Source organism: uncultured Ellagibacter sp., from assembly GCF_934636505.1.
GTDB lineage: Bacteria > Actinomycetota > Coriobacteriia > Coriobacteriales > Eggerthellaceae > Ellagibacter.
On record NZ_CAKUAL010000021.1, the window covers coordinates 1 to 22,631 of the forward strand.

General features: G+C 62.9%; 16 protein-coding genes. 14 read left to right on the top strand and 2 right to left on the bottom strand.

The genetic code is table 11. The annotated features are described in order from the left end of the window. The 7 genes from Q0G18_RS03975 to Q0G18_RS04005 all read left to right on the top strand — a co-directional run. The coding region (locus tag Q0G18_RS03975; protein ID WP_297149681.1) for an FAD-dependent oxidoreductase at positions 1-1,937 on the top strand (1,937 nt) is incomplete at its 5' end. A gap of 618 nt (positions 1,938-2,555) precedes the next feature. Next, positions 2,556-3,395 (top strand): TipAS antibiotic-recognition domain-containing protein, encoded by an 840-nt coding sequence (locus Q0G18_RS03980; RefSeq protein WP_297149683.1) that lies wholly within the window; start codon positions 2,556-2,558, stop codon positions 3,393-3,395. A 339-nt stretch (positions 3,396-3,734) separates the two neighbouring features. Next, on the top strand, positions 3,735-4,706 hold the full coding sequence (locus Q0G18_RS03985) for a ribose-phosphate pyrophosphokinase (protein WP_158048661.1): 972 nt from the start codon (positions 3,735-3,737) through the stop codon (positions 4,704-4,706). Between the two features lie 12 nt (positions 4,707-4,718). Then, positions 4,719-5,276, top strand: a complete 558-nt coding sequence (pth, locus tag Q0G18_RS03990) for an aminoacyl-tRNA hydrolase (protein WP_297149686.1) — start codon at positions 4,719-4,721, stop codon at positions 5,274-5,276. A gap of 304 nt (positions 5,277-5,580) precedes the next feature. After that, a complete protein-coding gene (locus tag Q0G18_RS03995; protein WP_297149688.1) occupies positions 5,581-6,954 on the top strand; it encodes a DHA2 family efflux MFS transporter permease subunit in 1,374 nt (457 codons plus the stop codon). A 270-nt stretch (positions 6,955-7,224) separates the two neighbouring features. Beyond that, positions 7,225-7,977, top strand: coding sequence for a hypothetical protein (locus Q0G18_RS04000; RefSeq protein WP_297149691.1), 753 nt, complete (start codon positions 7,225-7,227; stop codon positions 7,975-7,977). 191 nt (positions 7,978-8,168) lie between these two features. Next, entirely contained in the window at positions 8,169-10,004 is a 1,836-nt protein-coding gene (locus Q0G18_RS04005; protein ID WP_297149694.1) for an ABC-F family ATP-binding cassette domain-containing protein, read from the top strand. 10 nt (positions 10,005-10,014) lie between these two features. Here the strand turns inward: Q0G18_RS04005 and Q0G18_RS04010 are convergent, their stop codons facing one another. After that, positions 10,015-10,908 carry a ChbG/HpnK family deacetylase gene (locus Q0G18_RS04010; RefSeq protein ID WP_297149697.1) on the bottom strand — a complete coding sequence of 298 codons (894 nt, stop codon included), beginning with the start codon at positions 10,906-10,908 and terminating at the stop codon, positions 10,015-10,017. A 131-nt stretch (positions 10,909-11,039) separates the two neighbouring features. Between Q0G18_RS04010 and Q0G18_RS04015 the strand changes: the two genes are divergently transcribed. From Q0G18_RS04015 to Q0G18_RS04025, 3 genes are all read left to right on the top strand, one after another. Continuing rightward, positions 11,040-12,932: a hypothetical protein gene (locus Q0G18_RS04015; protein WP_297149700.1), complete on the top strand. Its 1,893-nt coding sequence runs from the start codon at positions 11,040-11,042 to the stop codon at positions 12,930-12,932. A gap of 322 nt (positions 12,933-13,254) precedes the next feature. Continuing rightward, positions 13,255-14,574, top strand: a complete 1,320-nt coding sequence (locus Q0G18_RS04020; protein ID WP_297149703.1) for an NCS2 family permease — start codon at positions 13,255-13,257, stop codon at positions 14,572-14,574. A gap of 321 nt (positions 14,575-14,895) precedes the next feature. Further along, entirely contained in the window at positions 14,896-15,690 is a 795-nt protein-coding gene (locus Q0G18_RS04025) for an SDR family oxidoreductase (RefSeq protein ID WP_297149706.1), read from the top strand. Between the two features lie 152 nt (positions 15,691-15,842). Here Q0G18_RS04025 and Q0G18_RS04030 read toward each other — a convergent pair whose 3' ends face one another. Continuing rightward, positions 15,843-16,403: a carbonic anhydrase gene (locus Q0G18_RS04030; RefSeq protein WP_297149711.1), complete on the bottom strand. Its 561-nt coding sequence runs from the start codon at positions 16,401-16,403 to the stop codon at positions 15,843-15,845. 119 nt (positions 16,404-16,522) lie between these two features. On the opposite strand from Q0G18_RS04030, the gene Q0G18_RS04035 reads away from it, so the two are divergent. The 4 genes from Q0G18_RS04035 (at position 16,523) to feoB (ending at position 22,612) form a co-directional block, all read left to right on the top strand. Further along, a complete protein-coding gene (locus tag Q0G18_RS04035) occupies positions 16,523-17,197 on the top strand; it encodes a YigZ family protein (RefSeq protein ID WP_297149714.1) in 675 nt (224 codons plus the stop codon). A 13-nt stretch (positions 17,198-17,210) separates the two neighbouring features. Continuing rightward, a complete protein-coding gene (locus Q0G18_RS04040; protein WP_297149716.1) occupies positions 17,211-18,893 on the top strand; it encodes a polyphosphate--AMP phosphotransferase in 1,683 nt (560 codons plus the stop codon). Between the two features lie 224 nt (positions 18,894-19,117). Continuing rightward, a complete protein-coding gene (locus Q0G18_RS04045) occupies positions 19,118-19,918 on the top strand; it encodes an HAD family hydrolase (protein ID WP_297149719.1) in 801 nt (266 codons plus the stop codon). Positions 19,919-20,080: 162 nt separating this feature from the next. Then, on the top strand, positions 20,081-22,612 hold the full coding sequence (gene feoB / locus Q0G18_RS04050) for a ferrous iron transport protein B (RefSeq protein ID WP_297149722.1): 2,532 nt from the start codon (positions 20,081-20,083) through the stop codon (positions 22,610-22,612). Positions 22,613-22,631 lie beyond the last annotated feature (19 nt).

A 22,631-nucleotide genomic window follows, 5' to 3' on the forward strand; every position in this document is an offset into this window, starting at 1 on the left:
ATCCGCATCTGTGTGCGCCGCTTACGGTGGGGCGCCTGACGCTTCGTAACCGCATGCTATCTGCGCCGATGGGCGCGACCGACATTACGGCGGAGGGTACGCCGGGGCCGCGCACCCAGGGATTCTACGAGCTGCGCGCAAAGGGCGGCGCGGCCGTCGTCACCGTGAGCGAGCTTGTGGTCCATCCCGAAACCGACGGCTCGCAAATGTTGCGGCTGTCGCTGAAGACGCCTGGTCAGCTCGGCGCCTTCACCTACCTTGCCGACGCGATCAAACGTCACGGCGCGGTCGCATCCATCGAGCTTTCGCATTCGGGACAGTACGCAGGCACCTACATGGTCGACAAGGAGAAGAAGGGCGATCTGTGCCAGTGGGGGCCCTCCGATGGCGTGCGCCCCGACGGCATGCCCGTGCGCGCGCTTTCGCATGAGCAGATTGCGAGTATCGTTGCAGCATATGGTGAGGCGGCTGCGCTCGCGAAGCGTGCCGGCTTCCAGATGGTCATGGTGCATGCGGGGCACGGCTGGCTGATCAACCAGTTCCTCTCCCCCTACTTCAATAAGCGCGAGGACGAATACGGCGGGCCGCTTGAGAACCGCATCCGCTTCGCGCGCGAGGTGCTCGCTTCGGTGCGCAGCGCCGTTGGCCCCGGATTCCCCATTGAGCTGCGCATAAGCGGAGCCGAGCTTTTCGAGGGCGGCTACGATGTGGCCGAGGGCGCCCGCATCGCCCATGCGCTCGAGGATCTGGTCGACCTCATGCATGTATCGGCAGGGTCCTACCAATTTGGCTTCTCGATCACGCACCCGTCGATGTTCCGCGACCACGGTTGCAACGTGCATCTTGCGGCGGAAATCAAGAAGCACGTGAGCATCCCTGTCGTGGCGATCGGCGGGCTTTCCGACCCCGCGCAGATGGAGGAAATCATCGCGAGCGGTCAGGCCGACGCCGTCGCCATGGCGCGCGGGCTTCTGGCCGACCCCGAGCTCCCCGCGAAGGTGATGGCGAATCGCGGCGACGATGTGGTGAAATGCCTTCGCTGCTACGTGTGCATGGCCGAGCGTGCCGTGACGCAAACGCGCCGCTGCGCGGTGAACCCGCTCATCGGACGCGAATTCGAGGGGATGGACATCGCGCGCTCGCCCCGTTCGCGCAAGGTGCTCGTCGTGGGCGGCGGCATTGCTGGCATGGCCGCCGCAGCAACGGCGGCCCGTCGCGGGCACGACGTCGTCCTGTGCGAGCGTGAGGGCGAGCTCGGTGGCATCCTGCGCACTGAGGCGGCACTGCCCTTCAAGCGCGACATGTATGGGCTGGGGCGCACCTACGCGCACCTGCTCGATCGCCTTGGGGTGGATATCCGCCTGAACACCGAGGTCGACGCGGCGTTCGCGGAGAGGATTGCGGCCGATGCGGTGATTGTCGCCGTAGGGTCGGCTCCGATTCCGATGCCGCTTCCCGTCGAAGAGGGTGCGCGCGTGCTCTCGATCGACGACCTGTACCTGGAAGGCGAGCAACCGGGGGATGAGGTTGTCGTTCTTGGCGGTGGGCTGACGGGCTGCGAATGCGCGATCAACCAGGTGCGACTTGGTAGGCGTGCGCACATCGTCGAGATGCGCGACGGGCTTGCCATCGACGCCAATATCCGGCATAGGTCCATCTTGCTTGCGGAAGTCGAGCGCGCGGGCATTGACGTCAACCTGAACGCCCGCGGTGTGCGCGTGGAGCGTGGTGGCCTTGTCGTTGCGGACGGGGAGGGGAAGGAGCACCTTGTTCCTGGTGACACGGTGATTTGCGCCATCGGCCAGCGCTCGCGCAGCGATGTCGCGGACGCCCTGCGGGATGCGGCGCCGTTCGTGCGCATCGTCGGTGATGCAGTGCGTCCTTCCAACATCACGACTGCGGTGTACGAGGCTTACCACGCGGCGCTCGACATCTAAGGCGGCGTTGGCAGTGCGGCGCTGGCCAGCTGAGGTGGCTCCTACCACGCGGCGTTCGACATCGAGCTAAAACGCCGGAGCTGGTCAATTTCGCCAGCTGCTGGTTAATCTCGCCACCTTCTCAAACGCGCGGCGGCTCGCAAGGCCGCCGCGCGCATCATTCGGCGCGCAGGGCCGCCGCCCCGCCCCTACAGTGGCTCGGGACTGCTCCGCACCCGCTGCTGCCCAGGGACGCCCCGCCCCTTCCACTTAGCCCCTCGCCGCCCCGCCCCCTCCGCTCCGCATCGTCCGTCGCGCCCCCGCTGCCGAGCCCCCGCACCTTCCGATGCGCTGCCAATGAAGAAAAATGCCCGATGTGCGTAGGCTTTGGCGTAGGGCATTTTGCAGCAGGCGCTTCGGAATCAGAAAAGCCCAGGTCACGCATATGGCAACTAATCGGCATCCGAGCTCGCTCCGCGAAGACCTACGCACATCGAGCAATTTTTTGAATTCCTCGGTGCATAAAGGCTGAAATGGAGTAGGCGCTTCATGCCGATTGGACTCGCAACTGAAGGTTGCTAGGAATTCGCGCTTGGTTGGGATAGAGTTTTGCCAACAGAATCGAGAGAGGAGCTTTCGGTGGATTTCGCAACGAAACTGATTGAGCTGCGCAAACGCAAGGGCCTGACGCAGGAAGGGCTTGCGGCGAAGCTGTACGTGACGCGGCAGGCGGTGTCGCGTTGGGAGCGCGGCGAGGTTGTGCCGGGCATCGACATGATGAAGCTCATCGCGAACGTGCTCGACGAGCCCATTATGCATCTGCTCGATTTGCCCGAGTACTATTGCGAGAGCTGCGGCATGATTTTGACGCCGGCCGATTACGGCTCCGACGCCGACGGCTCCAAAGATGAGCATTACTGTAAATGGTGCTATGAACAGGGAAAATATACCTATGAAACCACGATGGACGCCATGATCGAGGATTGCGCGCCGCGCTTGGCCGAAAACACAGGCATGTCTCGCGACGAAGCGGTGTCGCTTATGGGCGCGGTGCTGCCGCATTTGAAGCGCTGGAGTGCTGTTCATGCCAACGAGATGAGGCACGGGAAAGAAGCGCGCGAGCGTTACGGCGATGCTGCGGTCGATGCCGCGAACGAAAGGCTGCTCGGCATGAGCGAGGCTGAGTGGGACGCGAAAGAAACGCTTGAACAGGCAATTATCGAGCAGCTGAAAGCGGCGGTGGCTGCCGGAAATGCAAAGGGGCCCGAGGCGGCGAAGCTCGCGCAGATGCATGCCCGATGGATTCGCATGCAATGGGGCGAAGGGACATATTCGACGGATGCGCATGTTGCGCTCGCGCAAAGCTATCTCGAAGACGAGCGGTTCGTCGATTACTACGACTCGCGGGCGGGCGAGGGTGCGACGGCGGTTTTGGTTGCGGCGATCGAGGCCGCAATCGGGGAAAGCGGGATTGATTAGGGCTGCAGCTCCTGATTGGACATGTGGCGGTGGCAGCGGGGTCGAGGTGCGCTAACAGGACCGAAACACGTTGAATATAGGATAATAACAGGCTCGCGAATATAGCTTGAAGCCCGTTTACCCACGTCGGCAGGCATGTTCGGTCTTGGTACCGCCATGCCGCGCCCGCTGTTTGCGATTCACGCGGCCCCTCTGCGCGTCTACGGGATTTCGCGCCCCTCTGCGAAGATACCGCGAACTTCTCGCGCAGCGGCGCGGCGCTTGGATACAATGGACGGTACGGGTCTTGCCCTCTGGGCAGGAAGAAGATGAGTCGACTGGCACAAGAAGGAGCGCCGCATGGAATTCGAGAAGATGAAGAGAATCGCTGTATTTTCGGGATCTTCCAACCCGAGGCTGTCTGACGAAATCGCTCACGAGCTGGGCATTTCCTTGGGCAATGTGAAACTTGAGAAGTTCGCGAACGGTGAAATCTACGCGCGCTATCTTGAAAGCGTGCGCGGCGCGGACGTGTTCATCGTGCAGTCCGTGTGCTCGAGCCCCAACGGCCTCGACGTCAACGACAACCTGATGGAACTGCTCATCATGATTGACGCCGCCAAGCGCGCGAGCGCCCACAGCGTGAGCGCCGTCATCACGCACTACGGCTACGCTCGCCAGGATCGCAAGGCCGCTCCGCGCGAGCCGATTACGGCGAAGCTCGTCGCCGACCTGCTCACCACCGCCGGCGCCGACAACATCATCGCGATCGACCTGCACCAGGATGCTATCCAGGGCTTCTTCGACAAGCCGGTGAACCACATGACCGCGATGCCCATCTTTGTGGACTACTACAAGGCCATGGGCTTCGACCCCGAGGAGCTTTGCGTGGTGTCCCCCGACGTGGGCCGCGCGAAGGCCGCGAAGAAGTTCTCCACGCTGCTCGATTGCGACATCGCGATCATGCACAAGGACCGTCCCAAGCACAACCAGGCCGAGATCACGGCGCTTATCGGCAACGTCGAGGGCAAGGTCTGCATCCTGAACGACGACATGATCGACACTGCCGGCTCCCTCGTTGCCGCGGCGACCACGCTGAAGGCGAAGGGTGCGAAGAAGGTGTTCGCCTGCGCAACGCACGGCCTGTTCAGCGGCCCGGCATACGATCGCATCGAGAACAGCTGCATCGAGGAAGTTGTCGTGACCGACGCTGTCCCCGTGCCGCTCGAGCGCCAGACCGGCAAGATCAAGGTCCTCACGCTTGCCCCGCTGTTCGCTCAGACCATCAAAAACGTTTACAGCAACGGCTCGGTCGCTTCGCTGTTCGAATAGGGTACGAAATATATGTTTCTCATTGTTGGCCTGGGGAATCCCGGGGAGGAATACGAGCATACGCGCCATAACGCCGGGTTCGATACGGTCGATAAGATCGCAGCGGAAATCGGCGTGCGCTACTGGAAGAACGAGTGCGGTGCGCTGACCGGCAAAGGGGCTTACCACGACATCGACGTGGTGCTCGCAAAGCCGCAAAGCTACATGAACACATCGGGCGGTCCGGTGAAGCAGCTCATGAACGCCTACGGCGTGTCGCCCGATCACCTCGTCGTCATCCACGACGAGCTCGATATCGACCCGGGCACGATTCGCGTGAAGTTCGGCGGCGGGCATGCGGGCCACAACGGCCTGCGCTCGATCTGCGACAAGCTGGGCACGCGCGATTGGTTCCGCGTGCGCTGCGGCATCGGGCGCCCGCCGGGACGCATGCCGGTGGCCGACTACGTGCTGTCCCTTCCCAAGAAGGACGCGGCGGACGACTTTGCGCAGGCGACCGACTTGGGATGCGAGGCGGCGCTGTTCCTCATCGAGCACGGCCTGGAGAAGACGCAGCAGAAGTTCAACTAGCGCGTTGCGACGGCGCTGGCCCGATAAGGTTGCCAGACATCGCCGAGCGTCTATCAGGTGCTCAAGGGGCAGAATTCCGCTAGTGCCCAAACGTTATCTCGATTGACCCGATTTCCAACCTTGGGAATCGGGCCTTTTCTCGCCTCTCCTCCCGCCGAGCTTCCCGCTTTGCGCTTTGTCCCCTTTCGGTTCGCAGGGTATAATGAGCGCTGCTTGCGCGTCGGGCGGGGCTCCGACGCGAAACGTTCCTACTTGAGCAGTGAGATAGGTGCGTAGCGCCCCGGAGCACAGGAAGTGGGGCATCATGTCGTTGTCCGAAAAAGGGCGCACTTACGCGCTCTTTGCGATTGTCGTTTTGGCGTGCGCGCTTGGGTCGCTCACGCAAACGGTGATGAATTCCATGCTCGGCGGCGTGGAAGCTGACTTCGGTGTGAACGCGAGCGTCGGGCAGTGGCTCACGACGATCTACATGCTCGTGCTCGGCATCACCGTTCCGGCTGTGACGTTTTTGTCGCAGCGCCTTTCCCTTCGCAACGTCGTTTTCCTCGCATTGGGCTTATTCCTGGTCGGAGGCATCGTCGATGCGCTCGCCCCGACGTTTGGGGTGCTTGTTTTCGGGCGCGTGCTGCAGGCCGTCGGCGCGGGCATTACGCTTCCCGTCCTGCAGTCGATCGCGATGACGCGCTTTCCCAAAGGGCAAAACGGCACGGCGATGGGCATCGCGGGCATCGCTATGGGATTCGCCCCGAACATCGGCCCGCTTATCGGGGGCGCGCTCGTCGACTCGTGGGGGTGGCGCAGCTTCTTCTGGCTGTTCATCGCCATCGTCGTCCTTCTGATTCTTGCGGCGTCCTTGCTGGTAGCGCGCGAAGACGCCCCGATGCGCGATGCGCGCTTCGAAGGCGTGTCCTTCCTGTATTCTGCGCTCGGCTTCGGTGGGCTTCTGCTCGCCTTCTCCAACGCGGCGAGCCTGGGCGTGCAAAGCCCGCTCGTGTGGGTGCCTGCGGCCGTGGGCATTGCGTGCCTCATGCTTTTCGTGGCGCGTCAAAAGCGAATCGAGCACCCGCTCATCAGCATGCGCATCTTCGAGTCGTCCCACTTCCGCATAAGCTTTATCGCGCAGAATTGCCTGTTCGCGTCGTTTATGGGAATCACGCTGATCGTGCCGTTGTACGTGCAGGGGCTCTGCGGGGGCAGCGCCGTCGAAGCGGGGATCGTGTTCATCCCCGCGACTATCCTGGCCGTGGTGGTGAACCCCCTTGCGGGCATTCTCTCCGACAAGGTGGGCGCGCGGCCGGTGGTGATTGTCGCGGCGGCGCTCCTCACGGTGGGCGCCGTGTCCATGGCGTTCATGGATGAGAACACGCCGCTTTGGATGACGACGCTCATGCAGACGGTTCGCGGCATGGGGGTGAGCGCGCTGATCGGGCCTTTGAACTCGTGGGGCATGAGCGGGCTTCCACGCGAGATCATGATGGACGCGAGCGCGTTCTTCGCGGCGGTTCGCCAGGCGTGCGCGTCGCTCGGCACGGCGATTATGGTGCTTGTGATCGCGTCGCTTTCTGCGACTGCGCAGTCAGGAGCGATGGGTATGTCCTTCGCCTATCAGGCGGCGTTCGGCATCTCGGCTGTGCTCGCTGCCTGCGTGCTTGTCGTGGTGATCGCGAAGGTGCGCTAGGCGAGCGGGGGTTCGCTGGCCTCGGCGGGCGGTCGCTGCCTCATTCCCCTCGCTAGGCGATCGCGGGTCCGACGCCCGTCCTGCGTTGCCCTCCTCGCTTCTCGCCTTGCTCCGCCGGCGGCCGCATTCCCGCCCCGTGTGTCCGCTTTCCTGCGGCTTTGGACTTGCAGGGGAGGGACCTTCGCAAATTTGGGCCTTTGGGTGCTGTATATCGCAGTTCTTTTCACAGATGCTGTACGAGGAGGAATGGCCACTGCGGAAAGGAACCTCATGAAAGTCACTCGACGACATACCGGTTGGCATGGATCGAAGGCCCTGACGGCTCTGCTCGTCGCGTGTTGCGCGGCGGTGCTCGCCTTTTCCCTTGCAGGCTGCGGCGGAAATGACGGCGGCGGAGCGGTGGCGAAGAAGGAACCCGCTGCGAACGAGCATCCTCGGATGCTCGAGACGTGCGGCCCGAACGACTTCGGCGATCCGAGCGGCTCGAACGACATGTGGTACGTGGACGGCGACAAGTCGAAGGGCGGTCTGTTCTTCGAAAACTTCTATTATCCCCAAGCCGTGTTCGTCGATGCCGACGGTACGATCACCGAGCCCGGCAGCTCGAAGGTCGAGGACAAGCACCTGCGCCCCGAAAGCACCGACGTCCGTGATTACGACATCGTGTTCAACGACGCGATGACCTGCTACGACTATGTGACCGAGACGTGGTACCTGCGCGGCGACGGCGATGTTGCCAAGTACGAGAAGCTGGTCGCGGACACTTCCTGGGCCGACAAGGGCGATCCCGACAACAACTACTTCACGCTGAACGCCGACGGCACGGTTGATGTCGGTCCCAAATGCAGCAACTTCGAAAAATGGAAGGTGACGGCGGTCGACCGCATCACCATTTTCTTCAAGTCCTACGATTACGAGAACGCTGACGGTGGCCACTTCATTTACGACTTCTACTATGACGGCGACAAGGTGGTCAAGCTCGACTGGGGCGACGGCATCGTGGGCTGCTACCTCAGGAAGTAGCGCGCTGCAGCGGCTGAAACACAAGGGAACTTCGTTCGAGGGCGCCTTACGCGGGCGCCCTCGCTATTTGGGAATCTCGTCCGCTTGCGGTATCCTCTCATGATGAAAAAACGCACGGCGGATGAAGCCGCGTGCAGGTTGAATGCGGCGGGGTGCCCGGCATGGTATCCCGCGAACGAAGGACGAATGGTATGGCGTTTCTGCTTGGTTGTGAGAAGGCGCGGGTCGAGTTCCCCACGAAAACGGTGTTCGAGGATGTCTCCCTCGGGCTTGACGAGGGCGACCGCATCGGCGTCGTCGGCAAGAACGGCGACGGGAAATCCACGCTGCTTTCTTTGCTTGCAGGCATTATCGAGCCTGATGAGGGTCGCGTAATTCGCACGCGCGGCGTTCGCGTGGGCGTGCTCGGGCAGGCGGACGCGCTTTCCGACGACGATACGGTGGAACATGCCGTGGTGGGCGATATCCCCGAATACGAATGGGCAGGAGATGCCCGCGTCCGCGACATCATCTCTGGGCTTGCAGCCGATATTCCCTGGCAGGGGCGTGTGGGCGACCTGTCGGGCGGACAGCGTCGCCGCGTTGACCTGGCGCGTTTGCTCATCGGCGACTGGGACGTGCTCATGCTCGACGAGCCCACCAACCATCTCGACATGCGCGCCATCACGTGGCTTGCGCATCATCTGAAGGCACGCTGGAAACATGGGACGGGCGCGCTTTTGGTGGTCACGCACGACCGCTGGTTCCTCGACGAGGTGTGCCTTTCGATGTGGGAAGTGCACGACCGCACGATCGACCCGTTCGAGGGCGGCTTCTCCGCCTATATCCAGCAGCGCGTCGAGCGCGACCGTCAGGCGCAGGTGGCCGAGCAGCGTCGCCAAAACCAGCTGCGCCGCGAGCTCGCCTGGCTTGCCCGCGGGGCGCAAGCGCGCTCGACCAAGCCGAAGTTCCGCATCGACGCTGCCCGCGAGCTGATCGCCGACGTGCCGCCACTGCGTAACACGCTCGAGCTCAAGCGGATGGCCGTCGCGCGCTTGGGCAAGCAGGTGGTCGACTTGACCGATGTGACTGTGCGCCTCGGCGAAAAGACCGTGCTCGATGACGTGTCGTGGATCATCGGACCTGGCGATCGCTTCGGCATCGTCGGCGAGAACGGCGCGGGCAAGACCACGCTTCTGCGGGTGATCGAGGGTGCGCTCGCCCCGAGCGTGGGACGGGTGAAGATCGGCAAGACCGTGAAGTTCGCCGTGTTGTCGCAGCACCTCGATAACCTGGTGAAACTGGGAAGCGACCGCGTGCGAGAGGTCATCGGCCGCTATTCGCGCCGCGTGATGCTCGACGGCAAGGAGGCCACGCCCGCGCAGCTGCTCGAGCGCCTCGGCTTCACCCGCGATGACCTGAACGAGCCGGTGTGCGACCTATCGGGCGGGCAGAAGCGTCGTCTTGCGCTGATGCTCATCCTGCTTGACGAGCCGAACGTGCTCATCTTGGACGAGCCGGGCAACGATCTGGACACCGACATGCTCGCGCAGGTGGAAGACCTGCTCGACGGATGGCCCGGCACGCTGCTTTTGGTCACGCACGACCGCTATCTCATGGAGCGCGTGACCGACAACCAGTATGCGCTGATCAACGGCAAGATTCGCCATCTGCCGCGCGGCGTCGACGAGTATCTGGAACTTGTGGGGCACACCACCGACGAGCGAGGCGGTGTGGTCGCTTCTGCAAACGGGAAGGCCTCTGCCTCCAAGCAGCCTTCAACGTCGGCGGGCGAGCAGGCGACGGGCACGGCGTCGAAGCTCTCGGGCGGCGAGATCCGCGCGCTTCGAAAGTCGATGGCGTCGGCCGAGCGCAAAATGGACACGCTGCGCGGCAAGATCGAGGGCATCCACCAGGCTATGACCGAGGTCGATCCCTCCGATTACGTGAAGCTCGGTGATATGCAGAAGGAAATCAAGGAAATCGAGACGCAGATCGAGGCGCTCGAGGAAGAGTGGATGGAAGCCGCGGAGGCGCTCGGCGAGTAAGTGGCTTTCCCTACGCGCGCGTCGATAGGCTTGTGATCAGCTTCGCCTCGGCGTCGCGGTTAGGGGAGGCGCACGCTTGCGCGAACGGCAGGTTCTCGGGATCGAGGCACTGCTCGACAGGGACGCTGATCGGGTGGAAAAGCACCTCGAGATCGCGTCCACGCTCGGCGGCGCGCGCCTCCATGTCGGCAATCAGGCCGGGCGTGGTTTTCTGCATGCATCCCGAGAGCACGATGCCGGAAAAGTCGGCGACGTGGCTTCCCCCTTCCAAATCCTTGCGGCAGTGCGGGGCGAGAAGGGCGAGCAGCGCGTCTTTCACGAGGTTGACAGGCGAAATCGCCGCGATGCGTCGCGGGCTCTTAAGGTGCGGGCCGATCGGCTCCACGGGAAGGCGTGCGGTCGTGACCAGGCAATCGGTGCGCCGGCACGCAGCCAGGAGCGCATCGTGCACGAGGGGCACCATATGCGTGTGCTGATGCGTGTCGACACGGAGATTACGACGTTGGTCGGGGAAGGCCTCGAGATAGCGCTTGATCTGCTCGCTGAATTCGCGGGCAAGCTGCTCGCGAATGCCGTCGCGGTCGCCGGTGCGCAGCGTCGATGCCATCAGGTATCCCATAAAGGAATGGGAGAAGGTTCCGCGCTCGTTCACCAGCAGCGGCACGTCGTCGGGGTTGGAGACAGGATGCCCTTCCACGATATTGAGGTGCAGGCCAAGCTTTATCTTTCCCGCGTCGGCGAAGGGACGGACAAGCTCGGCGCATTCGTTAAACGCCGGGCTGTTCGCGAACATGCTCATGCTCGACAGAGCTCCATGGCCGCCGCATGCGTCCGAAAGCTCGAGGATGGCCTTCGATTGCTCGACGGTAATCCCAAAGTCGTCTGCGTGAATGATGAGCGCCACAAGCCTCCCTTTCATGTTCGTGCGCGGTGTTTGTCTTCAAAACGCTATCTTTTTGAAGACAAGCGAGACAAACGAAATAATAGTACTCTCATGCAGGTGCGTTATTGGGGATCGATTGCTCGGGAGGGTTTATGAAGCGTGCGAGCGGAGCAGGGGCGCAGGGGGTGCTTTCGTCTCGTTGGTTCCATCTTGCCGTTCTTGCTTTGGGGTCGGCGTTTGTGCTTGTGGGGGCTTTCCATGGCTATATCTGGTTCGATGAGAGCTATTCGGTTGCCATAGCGAACCACTCGTTCTCCGAGATTTGGCGCATCGGCTCGGGCGATGTGCACCCCGTGCTCTTCTACTGGGCGCTGCATGTCCTCAATCTGGTTTTCGGGCAGAACATTCTTGTGTATCGCCTGTTCACGGTTTTGGGGTCGATCGCCCTTGCAAGCCTTGGATACACGCATGTCCGCCGCGATTTCGGCTGGAAGCCCGGCGTGCTGTTCACCGCATTCGTCCTGTTCATTCCCTATACCGCCATTATGTCGACCGAGATTCGCATGTACTCGTGGGCGACGTTTTCCGTCATGCTGTGCGCGCTCACCGCGTGGCGCATCGCGTGCGCTTTGCGCGAGCCGGCGTGCGAAGGCTCTGTGGCCTGCGTCCAGAAATGCGCGCAGGGGAAGAGGCTTCTTGCGGGTGCGCCGCTTTCGTGGTGGGTTGTCTTCGCTGTGTCAAGCCTGTTCAGCGCATACCTTCACTACTTTGGCGCCATGTCCGCTTTCATGGTGAACCTGCTACTGCTCATCTTCTGCATCAATCGAGCCGCCCGTCGACGTGGCGCGGCGGCTTTGGGAGTACTCGTTGCGAGCGCCGTCATTCAGGTTGCGCTCTATGCGCCGTGGCTTATGGTGCTCGTGCATCAGATGGGCGTTGTGTCGAACACGTACTGGGCGAACATGGTGTTTCCCGTCACCTACATCGAGTTTGCGACGTACCCGGTGCGGACGAGCTTCGTGCATTTCGCGTTGGAGGGAAGTTATGGCGCCGTGCCTCAGGTGGTGGGGCGGGTTCTTCTGGCAGCGACGCTCGTGTGGCTTTGCGCGTGGGCCGTCTGGTCTCTCGTGCGCCTGGTGAAGCCGCATGTTCTTGCAGGCGAACATGCAGAAGACGGCTCGTGCGCTGCGGCGGGGAAGGCCGTGGGAGGCGAGGACTTCGGGGAGCGGGCTGCCGTTGGCTTTGCGGACGAAGGCAGCTCGTGTTCCGCGAATGCGCCCGCCGATGATGGTAAGCTTCCTGCGAATTTTGCCCCCGAGTCCGAAAGCCCCCGCGCCCAGCGCGATTCGCTTTCTCGGCGCCTTGCCGTTTGGGCCTCGCGCGACTCGGTTGCCCCCGTGCTCTGTGCGCTCGCGATCTACCTGGGCGTTTTCGCGATTTCCTTCTCGGCCTCCATTCTGATGGACTCGCTTATCGTGTACTACCGCTACCTTGGGGTGGCAATCGGTCCGCTCCTTTTTGCGGCGGTAATGCTTCTTTCCCGCATTCGCTCGCGCGTACTCGTCGGTGCGGCATGCGCTATCCTCCTTTCCGTTTCCGCCCTCAACATGACGCTCCTCGCCGGCGACTTCTACAGCTCCGACAACCAGGAGGCGCTCGACGAAGTGCGCCAGACGGTCGATCGCGTGACGCAGGAAAACGACGGGAAGGCGCCGCTTGTCGTCTCGTCCGATATCGGCTACATCAGCCTGACGTCGCTTGCCTATCCCGACATTTCCCAAACGTACATGGATTGGCAGAAAGGCAACTGGAACTTGGCGTATGAGGCGTATTCTCCTACCCTCACCTGCAAAAACTCCTGGGAAGAGATTCTCGATGGCTATCATGGCCCGATTGTCGTTTTGGGACAGACGCAAAGCGGCGTCATGTCGCGCGACGTTGAGGACCTCTCAAAGCGCGACGGGTTCGAGCTGCGGGAGTCGAGCACTCGCTACCGTCCCTACGAGCGCGCCTGGTTTACCGTTGCAGTCATCGATAAAGATTAGGGTACTCGCAGAAAGCCTCTAAGGGACCGATAAATGGCATTTTGCGAATGAGCTTGTACCAGGAGATGTGCGCAGCTGATAAGCTGAGGTAGGGGTAGGCGACCGCTGGTGCGACCTCGTTTTCCGCACCGTGCGACGTAGTCGCCGTTGAAGGCGCTTTCCATTTATGTGCGTCTTGTGTGCGCTTTAGCATGCTAGAATCCTTCCGTTGAGAAAATGTTTTCACGCGAAAGTGCCCAGTTTGGGCTCACTTCGGCAGCTGAGTCTTCAGGTGCGGGCTTGACTGATTGCTTCCGCGCGGGCGCAAGGGAAAGGGAGGAAAGTGGACTCGTTTTTTAAGATTTCGGAGCGCAAAAGCACGATCGGAAACGAGATCATCGGCGGCTTGACGACGTTTCTCGCGATGGCGTACATCATCGCAGTGAACCCGAATATGCTGGTGGTTGCAGGTGTTCCGTTTGATGCGGCGCTCACGGCGACGTGCTTCGGCGCGGCGATCATGACTATCGCGATGGGCCTTATCGCGAACCGACCGATCGCGCTTGCATCCGGCATGGGCATCAACGCAATCGTGGCGTACACGCTCTGCCTTGGTGGCGCTGCCGTCGACTGGCGCGTGGCGATGGCCATCGTCTTTCTGGAAGGCATCGTGATCCTTGTCCTGGTTGCCTGCGGTTTGCGCAAGGCGGTCATGGACGCGATTCCCGTGAGCTTGCGCCATGCAATCGGCATCGGCATCGGCCTGTTCATCGCATTCATCGGTCTTAAGGGCGGCGGCATCATAGTCGCCAACGAGTCGACCATTTTGGGGCTTGGCGACCTGTCGGCGCCGGTTGCGATCGTGTCGCTGATCGCGATCGCGGTTGCCGTGGTGCTCCAGGTTCTCAATGTGAAGGGCGGCCTGCTCATCTCCATTATTGTTGCCACCATCGCGGGCATTCCCCTGGGCGTCACCCCGCTTCCCTCGTCGTGGAGCTTCGGGCTTGACTTCTCGGCCTTCGCGGCACCATTTCAGATGATTCCCGGCACCGACACGATGGCTATCGCGCAGGTCTTCCTGCAGCCCGCGCTGCTGCTGTTCGTGTTCTCCCTGCTCATGAGCGACTTCTTCGACACCATGGGCACGGTCGTCGCCGTTGGCGAACAGGCTGATTTCGTCGACGAGAACGGCGATGTGAAGGACATCCAGCCGATTCTCATGGTCGACTCCGCCGCAGCCGCCGTCGGCGGTTTCGTGGGCGCAAGCTCGGTCACGAGCTTCGTTGAGTCCACTTCGGGCGCTGCCGCCGGTGCGCGCACGGGCCTCTCGAACCTGGTGGTCGGCATCCTGTTCGTGATCTTCGCGTTCGCGTCGCCCATCATCGGCATGGTGTCGAGCTCCGCGACCTGCGGCGCGCTCGTCGTCGTCGGCTATCTCATGCTCTCCGACGTCATCAACATCGACTGGACGCGCATTGAGTTCGCATTCCCGGCGTTTGCGACCATCATGGGCATCCCGATGACCTACTCGATCACCAACGGCATCGGCTTCGGCTTCATCTCCTACTGCGTAATCATGCTGGTTACCGGCAAGGCGCGCGAGGTCAAGCCCCTCATGTGGGTGGCCGCCATCGCGTTTTTGGCCATGTTCGTCTTAAGCTAGCAGTTTCGTTCGCCACACTCGAAGGGCCTCGCTCGTCGAATCGTCCCCTCTCTCGGGGACCGTTCGACGGCGGGGCCCTTCGCTTTCTGGCGCCCGACCGTGATGACGTGATATCCAAGGTAACTTAAGGAGTTGCGTCGCTTGGCGTCTGCAGCGGTTTGGCCAGCTCCTCGCAGTCTCTCCCTCGATGCTGGCCATATTGTCCAAGAGGAATTATTCCTCAGATGTGGTGAAGCCTATTCTCGCATTTGCCTCGCGCGTCATACAATGATGCTACATTGCCGACGGCCGTAAACGTGACGGACTGAAAGGTTGTGAGCTATGGGGACCAAGGATTGGAAAACGGCGCTCATCACAGGGGGCGCAGGCGGTTTGGGGTTCGAACTTGCGCGGCAGTGCGCGGCGCGCGGGATGGACGTGGTGCTCGTCGGCCGCAACGAGGAGCGTCTCGTCGAGGCGGCGGCACAACTGGAATTCGAGCACAGCATAAAGGCCCACGTCATCGTGTGCGACCTCGCGAAGGTGGGCGCGGCGGCGGAGGTTTCCGCCCGCGTGCGCGAGATGGGGCTTGCCGTCGATGTGCTCGTGAACAACGCGGGCTTCGGCTACGACGCGCGTTTCGTGGAAAGCGACATGGCTCGCCAGCGGGCGCTCATCCTGACGAACGACCTCGCGCTCGTCGAGCTTGTGGGCGAGTTCGCGCCCGACATGGCGAAGCGCAAATGCGGCGGCATTCTCAACGTCGCGTCCGTGGCGGGCTTCATGCCCGGCCCCGACATGGCTACCTACTACGCCTCGAAGGCGTTCGTCCAGTCGTTTTCCCAGGCCATCCACGTCGAGTTGCGTCGCGCCGGCGTGCACGTGAGCGCGTTGTGCTCCGGCCCCGTGCGTACGGCGTTTTGGGAGAATGCCGACGCTGCGCATACCCCGATTTCGCGTGTCGCGCTCGATGCCCCCTTCGTTGCGAGCGAAGGATTCAACGCGCTTTGTCGCAACAAGGCGCTTTGCGTGCCCGGTGCGCTTGCGAAGACGATCGTGTTCGCAACGCGCCTTGCCCCGCGCGGCTTCGTGGCGAGGACGGCGGCTGTCCTGCAACGCCCGCGTAAGATGAAATAGGTTCGCGGACCTGGTGCGTCTTTCCTGTAAGGCGAAAGGAACGGCTCGCCCGTTCGAAACGCCGAAGGGGGAAGGCTCGTCGGGTCCGCGTTAGCTCGCCGGGTCCGCGCTCGCCGTCCGCCTGCGAGACGACGGCGGACGGCGAACGGATGCTAGTCCGTGACGCGCAAGAGCTCGCCGGTCTCGGAATCCATGATGAAGCCGGCGACGCGCACGTGCGGCGGCATGACCGGGTGGTTGCGCACCACGTCGACGCTTTTGCGTACCGCCTCCTCGGTGTCGCCGAAACCCGCGAGCCACTGGTCGAAGTCGATGCCGCAATGGTGCGCCATCTTGATGTGGTCGGCGCTCACGCCAAGGCGCAGCATGTCGGAAACCATGCCCTCGCCGCTCATGTGCTGCGCGCCGCAGTTCGTGTGCGCGACGATCATGATGTCTTCGACGCCAAGCTCGCACACGGCGATGAGCAGCGATCTCATGACGCTGCCGAAGGGGTGGGAAACCTCGGCGCCTGCAACCTTGATGATCTTCGCGTCCCCGTTCTTAAGCCCGAGCGCCGCCATGAGCAACGCGGTCAGCCGCGTGTCCATGCACGAGACCACAGCGAGCTTCTTGTCGGGGTACTTGTCCGTCTTGAACTGCTCGTATTCACGTTCTTCCACGAAGTGCGCATTGTGTTCCAGAATCTGATCGATCGTCGATTTCTCGGCCATGTTCCGCCCTTTCTCTTGATGGGTGACAGTTTAGCATCGTCTTCGCCCCGCGTGCGCCCGTTTGCACGCATGCGCTATGATGGGGCAAGCTGAGTTTTCCCGAAGACGAAAGGAGCCGCATGGCCTCGTATTGCACAACCCAGGGTCGTGCGCGCGCCGAGATCGTCGAGAAGAAGAGTCGCTTCATCGCCACTGTCCAGCATGTCGAAACCGAGGAAGAGGCGCTCGCATTCCTCGACGAGATCCACAGCGAGCACCGCATGGCGCGCCACAACGTGTACGCCTACGTGTTGCGCGAGAACGGTCGCGTGCGCTACTCCGACGACGGCGAGCCCCAGAAAACGGCGGGCATGCCGACGCTCGAGGCTATCCAGCATGCGGGCCTGACCGATGTCGCCGTGGTTGTCACGCGGTATTTCGGCGGGATCCTGCTTGGCACGGGAGGGCTCGTGCGCGCCTACACGCAGGCGACGCAGGCCGGTATCGCCGCGGCGGACATCGTGTCTGTCTCGCGGTGCATTGACGTGCTGATCGAGGTCCCGTACTCCCTTTACGAGCAGGCACAACGTCTTGCCGGCCAACATGGCGCCCAGACCGTCGACGCCGATTTCGCGGCACAGGTCGCCCTCACGTTCCGCATGCTCGACGGCACGCAGGAGCCCTTCGAGACGGCCCTCACGGAGCTCGTGCGCGGGCAGTGTCCAATCATCGAGAGCGACCCCTACGATGCGCCCTTCGCGGTGCCCGGGCAAGCCGACTCCTCGGCGCCCGACGCTGCGCCAAACCTTACGTGAAAAGAGGTTTTCCATGCTTGACCAGGTCAATCTGAATCAACCGGATATTGATAAGGACACGTACAAGGAAACCCACGACGCGCTCATCGAGCGGCTCGTGACGCTACAGCAGCAGGCGCGCCTTCAGGGCGTCGGGCTTGTGGTGCTCTTCGAGGGATGGAACGGCGCGGGCAAGGGAAGCCGCATCTCCGACCTCATGTTCAACCTGGACGCGCGCGCGACGAGCGTTCACGTGACGGGCGATTTTGACGTGGACGAGGCGCGGGCGTTCTCGGATGCCGGGCATAATGTCACCGGGTACTGGCCTTTCATGCAGCAGTTCTGGCAGGCGCTCGGGCCGCGCGGGGCGATCACGTTCTATGATCGCGGCTGGTATTCCGTGGCCGCCGAGCGCGCGATGTGCCGCGCATTCGGCGGGCTTAACCCGAAGCGCAAGGAAGGCAAAAAGGGTGCAGCCCGCGGCGACCAGCTCGCAGCTCGCAAGGAAGCCGGGGTGTGCCTTGCGTCCATACGCGAGTTCGAGCGCGGGCTTGTCGACGACGGCTATGAGGTCGTGAAATTCTTCATCCACGTGTCCGCCGAAGGCCAGAGGGAGCGCCTCGAACGCCTGGCCGCCGACCCCGCCACGGCGTGGCGCGTCGACAAGAAGCGTCTCGAGCGCATTGGGAACTACGAGTACGCCTACAGCATTTACGACCTCATGCTCGAGGGCAGCAACTTCGCGTTCGCCCCTTGGACGCTTGTGAACGGGGAAGACAAGCGCCGCGCGAACATCGTCATCGCGCAGACGCTTGTGCGTGCGCTCGAGTCCGCGCTCGCGCGCAAGGAGGCCGCGAACTTGGCAAGTGCCGTGGGCTCGGCGGATGCCGCAGACGCCTCGACCCCCACAGACGCCTCGGCTTCCGCGGACGGTGCCATGAGGCAGCCCCCGCGCTTTGCCGCCCCCGCGACTTCCCGCTTCCATCTTATCGACGACGCACCGACGCTTGCGGGCGTCGACCACTCGCTCTCGCTCTCGCCCGAGGAATACAAAGACGAGCTCAAGAGCCTGCAGAAGCGCCTGTTCCGCCTGGAGAACAATATGTACCAGGCCCGCATCCCACTCATGGTGATGTACGAGGGCTGGGACGCCGCGGGCAAGGGCGGCAACATCAAGCGCGTGGCGCAATCGCTCGACGCGCGCGCCTACACGATCTTCCCGAGCCCCGCCCCCACGGCGCCCGAGCTCGCGCACCCGCACCTGTGGCGCTACTGGACGCGCCTGCCGAAGGCGGGCCATGTGGGCATCTACGATCGCAGCTGGTATGGCCGCGTGCTCGTGGAGCGGGTGGAGGGCTACGCCTCGCCCGAGCGCCTTACCCAGGCGTACGACGAGATCAATGCCTTCGAGAAAGACCTGGTCGATTGGGGTGCCATCCTTCTGAAGTTCTGGGTGGAGGTCAGCCCCGACGAGCAGCTCCGCCGTTTTGAGGAGCGACAGTCCAACCCCGCCAAGCAGTGGAAGATCACCGACGACGACTGGCGCAACCGCGAGAAGTATCCCCAGTACAAGGAAGCTATCGAGGACATGTTCCGCTTGACATCGACCTCGTTCGCGCCGTGGATCATCCTCGAGTCCGACGACAAGCGCTACGCGCGCGTGAAGGCTCTGCGCACAATCGTCGCCGCGCTCGAGGCCGCAGGGCTCTCCGACTAGGCCCTTCGCCTTTCGCCCCCGAGGCTGCCGCGAGGCCGTTGCGAGGTTGCCGCCCCCGAGGCCGCCCCGAGGCTGCCGCCCCTTCGCCTGTCGCTCCCTGCGCCCGCCGCAGACGGTCCGTGACCTTCCCTTAACCGTTTCTTTATACGCGCCCGCTACAATGCAGGCGTTGGAAACGCGAAGAGAACAGGCTGGCGAAGGGGCCGGCAAGAAGGAGAACCTGCATGATCAAGCTTATCGCAAGCGACATGGACGGCACGCTGCTCGACGCGGAGGGTAACGTCCCGCCTGAAACGTTCGAGCTTATCAGCGGGCTTCGCCGCTGCGGAGTCCATTTCGTCGCGTCGTCGGGGCGTCGCTTCGACACGCTTTCCGAGCAGTTCGCGCCCGTGGTCGACCTCATGGACTTCGTCGCGTCGAACGGCGCGCAGGTCGTCGTCGGCGGCAAGCTGGTCGACCGCGAGGTCTTCTCTCACGCCGCTGTGTGCCGTCTCTACCGCGCGGTCACCCTGTTCGACGTGCTCCACCTGGCCCTATTCGATCGGACGAACAGCTTCCTCCTCGACGACGAGGCCGTTTTCGAGCGCGAGATCGACAAGAACCTCCCGAATCCCGTGCGCGCCTACGAGGTGCCTTCCCCGGAGACGAGCATCATCAAGGCGTCGGTGTACGTGAGCGACGGCACCGTCATGGATATGTCCTATGCGCTCACCCGCGAGCTGGGGGAGGACTTCGTGTTCGCGCCGTCGGGCCGAAAGTGGATCGACGTCATGCAGCGCGGCGTGAACAAAGCGACGGGAATTCGCCAGGTCATGGAGGCGCACGGCGTCTCGGCCGACGAGGTCGCGGCGTTCGGCGATTCCATGAACGACTACGAGATCCTGCGCATGGTCGGCATGCCCATTGCGATGGAGAACGGTCGCTCGGCCATCAAGCAGGTCGCGCGCAAGGTCATCGGCCCCAACACCGAGCACAGCGTGCAGAAGGAGCTGCGCCGCATGCTCGAGGGGCTTTCCGCTCGATAGCTCGCGGGGCGAGGAACCTTCCGTTCGGCACGAGGAGCTTTCCCGCTTGGCAGCTCGTAGGGCGATGGATATTTCTCGGCCGTTCGGGGAGATGTTCTTGCGCTCGCGCCCGTTACGCGCAACGATAAGCAGTTGAAAGTTAGCGCGGGGGACGAGGTTTGCATGACGCAGGATAATAACGATGCGGCGAAGGCCGAGCTGGGAAGCGGGGGAGTGCTCCTGGAAGACGGCGCGCCTGGAGAAGGCGGGCGCTCGAGCGGTGCACCCGCAGATGACAAATCCGCAGGTCGCGAGCACGAACCAAACGATGAACCCACGCTCGACACTTTGAAGGCTGGGCAGTGCGCGATTATCAAGGCGGTGCGCGGCCACGGCGAGCTGCGTCGCCATCTGCTCGACATGGGGCTTACGCCCGGCATCGGAGTGCGCGTGCGCAAGGTTGCCCCGATGGGCGACCCCATCCAGATCGAGCTGCGCGGCTACGAGCTGACGCTGCGCCTCGACGACGCCCGCTTCGCCCTGATTGAGCCCGTGGAGTCCCTTCCCAAGACGCCCGTTCCCGTCGAACCGTTGCCCCGCGCGTCCGCGCACCCCGGTATCGGCGAGGTGAGCGCGACAGGCGACGACTACATCCGCAACCTCGGTGAGCCTCTGCCTAAGGGCGCGCCGATTACCTTTGCGCTCGCCGGCAATCAAAACTGCGGCAAGACCACGCTGTTCAACCAGCTCACAGGCGCAAATCAGCATGTCGGAAACTTCCCCGGCGTCACTGTCGACAAAAAGGAGGGCCAGCTGCGCCGCCACCCCGAGGCAACGGTGGTCGACCTTCCCGGCGTCTACTCGCTTTCGCCGTACTCGAACGAGGAGGTCGTGACGCGCGACTTCCTCATCAAAGAGAAGCCCACCGCGATCATCAACATCGTCGACGCGACAAACATCGAGCGCAACCTTTATCTCACGTTGCAGCTGATGGAACTCAATATTCCCATGGTGCTCGCGCTCAACATGATGGACGAGCTCTCCGCGAACGGTGGCTCGGTGCGCATCAACGAGCTCGAGGCGGCGCTCGGCATTCCCGTCGTGCCCATTTCTGCGGTGAAGAACCAGGGCATCGACGAGCTTGTCGACCATGCGATGCATGTTGCGATGAACCGCGAAGTCCCCGGGTACATCGACTTTTGCCCCGCAGGCGAGAAGTCGGGCGATCCGCTCGGCGAGGTGCACCGCTGCGTTCACGCGTTCATGCACCTCATCGACCCCTATGCGAAGGCGGCGGGCCTGCCCGTGCGTTTCGCCGCGACGAAGATGGTCGAGGGCGACCCGCTGATCGAAAGCGAGCTCGCCGTCCCTGAACGCGAGCGCGAGGCGCTCACCGGCTTCATCGAGGCTCTCGAGCGTCAAGGCGGCCTCGACCGCGAGGCGGCGCTTGCGAACATGCGTTTCTCGTTCATCGAGCGCCTTTGCGCGCGCACCATCGTCCGCCCGCACGAGAGCCGCGAGCATGTCCGCAGCGTGGCGGCCGACCGCATCCTGACCGGGCGCTTTACCGCCATCCCGTGTTTCATCCTTATTATGGGGTTCGTGTTCCTCATGACGTTCAGCTGGCTTGGCGCATGGCTGTCGGACTGGCTGCAGGCGGGAATCGATTTCGTGATCGGCGCCATCGGCGATGCGCTCGCTGCGGCGGAGGTGAGCCCGATCGTAAGCTCGCTCGTGACCGACGGCATCTGCGGCGGCGTGGGAAGCGTGCTCGGGTTTTTGCCGGTCATCGTCACGCTGTTTTTGTTCTTGTCCATTCTTGAGGACAGCGGATACATGGCGCGCGTGGCCTTCGTGATGGACAAGCCGCTGCGCCGTCTTGGCCTTTCGGGTAGAAGCTTCGTGCCCATGCTTATGGGGTTCGGCTGCTCGGTACCGGCGATCATGGCTTCGCGCACCTTGTCGAGCGAGCGCGACCGCAAGATGACGATCCTGCTCGTCCCCTTCATGAGTTGCAGCGCGAAACTTCCGATATACGGCCTGCTCACAAGTGTATTCTTCCCACCTGAGATGCGCGGTTTTGTGGTGCTTGCCCTCTATCTGCTCGGCATGGCGACGGGCGTCCTCTACGCGCTTGCGCTCAAGCGGTTCAAATTCACCGGCGAGCCCGTACCGTTCGTGATGGAGCTTCCCAACTACCGCCTCCCTAGCGCGAAAAGCGTGCTTCGCCTCGTATGGGACAAGGCGAAAGGGTTCATTCAGAAGGCGTTCACCGTCGTGTTCCTCGCGACGCTCGCTATCTGGTTCCTGCAGACCTTCGACGCGGGACTCGGTCTTGCGGCAAGCGCCGATGAGAGCCTGCTCGCCTTGATCGGCGGCGCGATTGCCCCGGTGTTCGCACCGCTCGGGTTCGGTGACTGGCGCGCATCGACGGCGCTGCTCACCGGATTTATGGCCAAGGAGAGCGTCGTGTCCACCCTGACCGTGCTCGTCGGTGGTGGCGTCGCGGCGCTTCAGGAGGTGTTCACGCCCTTCACGGCGTTCGTGTTCCTCGTGTTCACGCTGCTCTATACGCCCTGCGTGGCTGCCATCGCGACGGTGAAGAAGGAGACGAACGGCCGCACGGCGGCGAAGCTCGTGGTGTCCCAGTGCGTCGTCGCGTGGGTCGTGGCGTTCTGCATCCGCGCCGTGGGGCTTGCGTTCGGGCTTGCGTAGCGCTTCTTTTCGCGGCGCC

Excerpts from the sequence above, each read along its gene's own strand:
- Q0G18_RS04030 (WP_297149711.1), bottom strand. The coding sequence starts at position 16,403 with ATGGCCGAGAAATCGACGATCGATCAGATTCTGGAACACAATGCGCAC.
- Q0G18_RS03985 (WP_158048661.1), top strand. The coding sequence starts at position 3,735 with ATGGAATTCGAGAAGATGAAGAGAATCGCTGTATTTTCGGGATCTTCC.
- pth (WP_297149686.1), top strand. The coding sequence starts at position 4,719 with ATGTTTCTCATTGTTGGCCTGGGGAATCCCGGGGAGGAATACGAGCAT.
- Q0G18_RS04005 (WP_297149694.1), top strand. The coding sequence starts at position 8,169 with ATGGCGTTTCTGCTTGGTTGTGAGAAGGCGCGGGTCGAGTTCCCCACG.
- Q0G18_RS04025 (WP_297149706.1), top strand. The coding sequence starts at position 14,896 with ATGGGGACCAAGGATTGGAAAACGGCGCTCATCACAGGGGGCGCAGGC.
- feoB (WP_297149722.1), top strand. The coding sequence starts at position 20,081 with ATGACGCAGGATAATAACGATGCGGCGAAGGCCGAGCTGGGAAGCGGG.
- Q0G18_RS04035 (WP_297149714.1), top strand. The coding sequence starts at position 16,523 with ATGGCCTCGTATTGCACAACCCAGGGTCGTGCGCGCGCCGAGATCGTC.
- Q0G18_RS03995 (WP_297149688.1), top strand. The coding sequence starts at position 5,581 with ATGTCGTTGTCCGAAAAAGGGCGCACTTACGCGCTCTTTGCGATTGTC.
- Q0G18_RS04040 (WP_297149716.1), top strand. The coding sequence starts at position 17,211 with ATGCTTGACCAGGTCAATCTGAATCAACCGGATATTGATAAGGACACG.
- Q0G18_RS04000 (WP_297149691.1), top strand. The coding sequence starts at position 7,225 with ATGAAAGTCACTCGACGACATACCGGTTGGCATGGATCGAAGGCCCTG.
- Q0G18_RS04045 (WP_297149719.1), top strand. The coding sequence starts at position 19,118 with ATGATCAAGCTTATCGCAAGCGACATGGACGGCACGCTGCTCGACGCG.
- Q0G18_RS04015 (WP_297149700.1), top strand. The coding sequence starts at position 11,040 with ATGAAGCGTGCGAGCGGAGCAGGGGCGCAGGGGGTGCTTTCGTCTCGT.